This window comes from Labrenzia sp. R5_0 (genome assembly GCF_017743835.1).
In the GTDB taxonomy this organism is placed as follows: Bacteria; Pseudomonadota; Alphaproteobacteria; order Rhizobiales; family Stappiaceae; genus Roseibium; species Roseibium algicola.
On sequence record NZ_JAGHRK010000021.1, the window covers coordinates 1 to 4351 of the forward strand.

Below are 4351 nucleotides of genomic sequence, written 5' to 3' on the forward strand. Positions count from 1 at the left end.
AAAGACGCACGCGAAAAAATCCAACTCGGCGGCCTCATCGTCAAAGCCGGACTTCGCGAGACAGACAAGGCCATCCTTCTCGGCATTCTCATGGATGCTTCGGACCGCCTTGACGACACAAATCAGCGCGACAAATGGCGCGCGATCGGAAAGGCCGCATTCAAGAATGACACTCAAAAGGGCGCTGCTGTTCCTGATCCCGACAGCCCTCATGCTGATAGCGCTATGGGGTCTCGCCGGGATTGAAACCAGGCTGGCTTCTTTCGCCACGACACAGAAAGCCTATCTGTTGTTCGGCCGGATTGGGCTCACCCTTCCCTTTCTTGTCTCTGCCGGGCTGGGGCTCATCGTTCTTTTTTCAGCGCGCGGCAGTCTCGACATCAAATGGGCTGGCTTCGGAGTTCTCGGCGGAGGCCTGATGGTTTTTGCTACTGCCGCGCTCCTGGAGGCGCTGCGGCTCAATGCTTTCTCGGAGCAAGTTCAGCCAGGGTCGCTTCTGCAGTACGCCGATCTCTATTCGATCGGTGGTGCGGTAGGAGCGCTCTTTGTCGGTCTGTTCGGTTTGAAGGTCGGCTTGAAAGGCAACAGTGCCTTCGGTGACAACCGTCCGAAACGGGTTTCCGGCCGCCGAAGCATCCATGGCGAAAGCGATTGGATGGACGGTAAGACCGCCGCGAGGATGTTTGCTGAGAACGGCGGTATCGTCATCGGAGAACGCTATCGCGTCGATAAGGACAGCGTTTCGGAAATCAACTTCGACCCTCGCCACAACAGTACATGGGGCAAGGGTGGCAAGGCTCCCCTTGTCGCCTTCGACCAGGGCTTTGGATCCACACATGGCATCGTCTTTGCCGGCTCAGGCGGATACAAGACAACGTCCGTTGTTGTTCCGACCTGTCTTCAATATCCCGGTTCGATGATCGTTCTCGATCCGTCGACCGAGATAGCACCGATGGTATCGGCAAGCCGCAACGCGATGGGCCAGAAGGTCATATGTCTCGATCCGAAAAATCCAAGCGTCGGGTTCAATGTCCTCGACTGGATCGGACAGTTTGGATCCTCCATGGAAGAAGACATGGCAACAGTCGCCGCCTGGCTCATGTCGGAAAAGCCGCGGATCGCCTCCGGAGCGGACGACTTCTTCCGCACCAATGCGGAACAGCTCATCACCAGCGTGATCGCCCATGTCGTCTTTTCCGACCTGGACAACTCTTCTGGAAAGCGGTCGCTGCGCACGGTGCGCAGCATTCTCACCAAACCGGAAGAGAACCTGAAGGAGTTCCTGGCCGACATTCACGACACGGCGCCGAACGAGTTCGTGAAAGAACTCGTCGGCCCCTTCATCAACATGACGCCGCAAACCTTCTCCGGCGTTTATGCGACGGCCGCCAAGGAAACCCACTGGCTCTCCTATGAGACCTATGCCGCGCTCGTCTCAGGCAACACATTCAAAACCGACATCATCGCCAACGGCCGGACGACAATTTTCCTCAATATCGATCTGTCCACCCTGGAAAATCATCCTGGCATGGCCCGAGTGATCATCGGCGCGTTTCTGAAAGCGGTCTACAACCGCGACGGAGACATCAACGGCCGGGTTCTCTTCCTGCTCGATGAAGTCGCACGTCTCGGCTACATGCGCATCATCGAGACGGCACGCGATGCCGGCCGCAAATATGGCATCTCGCTCGTCATGCTGTTCCAGTCGCTCGGGCAGATGCGGGAGGCATTCGGCGGCCGCGACGCAACCTCCAAATGGTTCGAATCCGCCTCCTGGGTGTCCTTCGCCGCGATCAACGATCCGGACACGGCGCGGTATATTTCCGAGCGATGCGGCATGACGACAATCGAGGTTGAACAGGTGAGCCGGTCCTCACGGGGCGGGCAAGTTTCGCGAAACCGCTCCCGGCAGCTCTCTCAGCGTCCTCTCATTCAGCCGCATGAAGTTCTGCAGATGCGGTCCGATGAGCAGATTGTTTTCACCAGCGGGAATGAGCCGCTGCGGTGTGGCCGGGCGATGTTCTTTCGAAGGAAGGAGATGACTGAAAAAGTGACGGCGTCGCGGTTCGGAACAGAGCGACGGTAAGGATGCGGGAACCCTCCTGGTCCACGCCAATTGCTATGTCGGTAGATTCCGGCTCACGTCCTGCCTCTGGTGCAATATGCGGATGACCTCCAACCGGTCAACGTGATCACGGAAATAGACCATGTGCACTCCCGTAGCATACTTCAGATACCCGGCACGCACATCTACCGGCCTGCCTCGCCGGTCACCGGAAGCCAGACCAAAGCAGGCGTCCCTTATCTCGTCAAGGTAGCGATCTGCTTGATCCAGACCCCAAATCTCAACGCTGTGATCCCAAATGTGCTCAAGGTCCATTTTTGCTGCGGGAGAGAAGACAAGAACCTTCATCGGCTCTCATACTCTGCACGTTTGCGTGCCTTGAATTCATCGAAATCAAAAGGCTGGGGTTCGCCCGAGCGTTCCCCGGCAATCAACGCATCCTGCAGCGCCTTTACCTTCGCCTCATGTTCCTCCAGTAGCCGCAACCCCGCCCGCACGACGTCGCTGGCGGAGCCGTAGCGGCCTGTCTGCACCTGATCGCTGATAAACCCGGTGAAATGATCCCCAAGCGTTACGGACGTGTTCCGGGCCATTGGTGCTCTCCTATTTCTGAGGCATTCTTTAGTACCAATATGTATTACACGAAAGGCAAACAGACAAGAACGAGCTTGGAGTTGACACCGGCAATTAGTCGCTCGAATGCGGACGCCCGTGAGAACCGTTTTCACCGGGAATGACAATTCTAAAACCGAGGAGGCAATCTGCCGGTCGTCAAACAAGCCTTGGTCCGGTCGATCCGGGCCAAGGCTTTCCATCGCGAAGACGAGAAACGGCCGCCTTATAAGGGCGGCACGCTTTCGATTGTTTTGTCCTGATCCGACGCAATGACCGCAAGCTCTGCTCTCAGCATCTCCAGCTCTGCCGTTATCTGGCAGCGCTCGCCGGCATCGACAGCGTTGCGAAGCTCTGCGCGAAGTTCTTCAATCTGGATTTCAAGGTGCATCGTCATCTCCTCTTGAGTGTCTTTGAAAGATGACGCCCGAAGGTGTGGCGGTGAGGCTGGGTCAGGGATCGCGCAAGCGACCGCCGGCGGCGGCGCGCGGGGGTGCCGATTTTCTGGCGTAGCCGGAAAATTGGGGGGACCGTGCGTCCTTGGGGCAGACTTGCCGCCGCACTACACTCGGGCGATCTGAGCAGACCAGGCCTCACCCGGTTTCGGCTAGAAAAGAAGGCTGCCGCGTTCGAAGCGCGACAGCCTTGTCAGCATTCGAAAAGGGAAACACGCATGAATGGTATGAATCGATTGAGGGTCATCGATTCATATAACTCATTGGACGGAGCCAGCATCGTCAGAGAGACTCTTCCCATGCCCTCACAAAAGCTCGCGCCCATCCATCTTCGCCGCATCGACCCGGCCCGGAACATGCGGCGGTTCTATTGTCTCACCGTGCAGCCCACGCTGTTTGGCGGCGCTTCGCTCATTCGCGATTGGGGGCGTATCGGAACCCGGGGACAGACGATGATGGAGACCTTTGAGAGCCCGGCCGATGCCGCCAGAGCCCTGGTGCGTATAGAGCGGACCAAGAAGCGGCGGGGATATCGGGAGACAATCGCTGGCGCCGAATAACTACTGCGCCGATGAAGTGGCAGATGCGCTGCCCTCGGGAAACAGCGATCGAAGGCCCCGCTTGTGGCGAGGCCTTCGTGCTGGCCGCTTAGTCGCGGTTGCCGTTCGGGCGGGACCAGATGAGCTGCAGGCCTTCCTGACCTTCCACCTCGATGAGGGTGGCGTAGATCGGAGCGGGGAAGCTCGGGTCGTCCAGCTTGACCGAGATGTAGTCGCGCTCGGTGTCTTTCGCCTGCTTCTGCCATCCGGCTCCGAGTTCGACCGAACCGGAGTAGATGCGGAACTGCGGGCCGTTTTCGGAAGGGTTTTCGACGCGCTCGAGGCGGGCCTTGACGTTGAGGGCCAGCGTCTTGATCTGACCGGTGAAGCCGTTCTTCGTGGTGGTGAATGTGCCGATGTTTGCCATTGTCTTCATTCCTTCGATGTTTCGGGCCACGACCATCGCGGCCTCGATGGCTGTCGAAGAGACCGGGAACGATCGGCGCGCATTCCAGCGGAACCGAAATGAAATGGAGGACGGCGGAAAGACACTTTCTTGGCTACCCGCGAGGAATTCGAACGCCAGTTCGAAGGGGAAGAAAGTATCTAGCCGCCGTTGCGTCAAGCCGAGCGAGGCGAAGCCGGGTCCCGGTCAGACATGCCTCAATCGAGACCGCTTT

7 protein-coding genes are annotated in these 4351 nt (G+C 58.3%); 3 read left to right on the top strand and 4 right to left on the bottom strand.

Annotated features, from left to right (window positions below; genetic code table 11):
* Together J7447_RS31070 and traG are read left to right on the top strand one after the other, a co-directional pair.
* A partial coding sequence (locus tag J7447_RS31070) for a conjugal transfer protein TraD (RefSeq protein ID WP_209171773.1) occupies positions 1–246 on the top strand: 246 nt, incomplete at its 5' end.
* Positions 167–2086: a Ti-type conjugative transfer system protein TraG gene (traG, locus tag J7447_RS31075; RefSeq protein WP_075282927.1), complete on the top strand. Its 1920-nt coding sequence runs from the start codon at positions 167–169 to the stop codon at positions 2084–2086. The genes J7447_RS31070 and traG, both read left to right, overlap by 80 nt.
* A 33-nt stretch (positions 2087–2119) precedes the next feature.
* Here traG and J7447_RS31080 read toward each other — a convergent pair whose 3' ends face one another.
* The 3 genes from J7447_RS31080 to J7447_RS31090 all read right to left on the bottom strand — a co-directional run bounded on the left by J7447_RS31080 (position 2120) and on the right by J7447_RS31090 (position 3068).
* Positions 2120–2413, bottom strand: a complete 294-nt coding sequence (locus J7447_RS31080) for a type II toxin-antitoxin system RelE/ParE family toxin (RefSeq protein ID WP_075282926.1) — start codon at positions 2411–2413, stop codon at positions 2120–2122.
* The gene (locus tag J7447_RS31085; protein WP_075282925.1) at positions 2410–2658 is read right to left on the bottom strand and encodes a type II toxin-antitoxin system ParD family antitoxin; all 249 of its coding nucleotides are present in this window, start codon (positions 2656–2658) and stop codon (positions 2410–2412) included. Before J7447_RS31085 ends, J7447_RS31080 begins: the two co-directional genes overlap by 4 nt.
* 245 nt (positions 2659–2903) lie before the next feature.
* Positions 2904–3068 (bottom strand): hypothetical protein, encoded by a 165-nt coding sequence (locus J7447_RS31090; protein WP_168693765.1) that lies wholly within the window; start codon positions 3066–3068, stop codon positions 2904–2906.
* A 363-nt stretch (positions 3069–3431) separates the two neighbouring features.
* Here J7447_RS31090 and J7447_RS31095 point away from each other — a divergent pair, with 363 nt between their 5' ends.
* Complete coding sequence (locus tag J7447_RS31095) at positions 3432–3692, top strand: WGR domain-containing protein (protein WP_075282948.1); 261 nt, start codon at positions 3432–3434, stop codon at positions 3690–3692.
* Positions 3693–3780: 88 nt separating this feature from the next.
* Here the strand turns inward: J7447_RS31095 and J7447_RS31100 are convergent, their stop codons facing one another.
* The gene (locus J7447_RS31100) at positions 3781–4098 is read right to left on the bottom strand and encodes a DUF736 domain-containing protein (RefSeq protein WP_075282947.1); all 318 of its coding nucleotides are present in this window, start codon (positions 4096–4098) and stop codon (positions 3781–3783) included.
* Positions 4099–4351 lie beyond the last annotated feature (253 nt).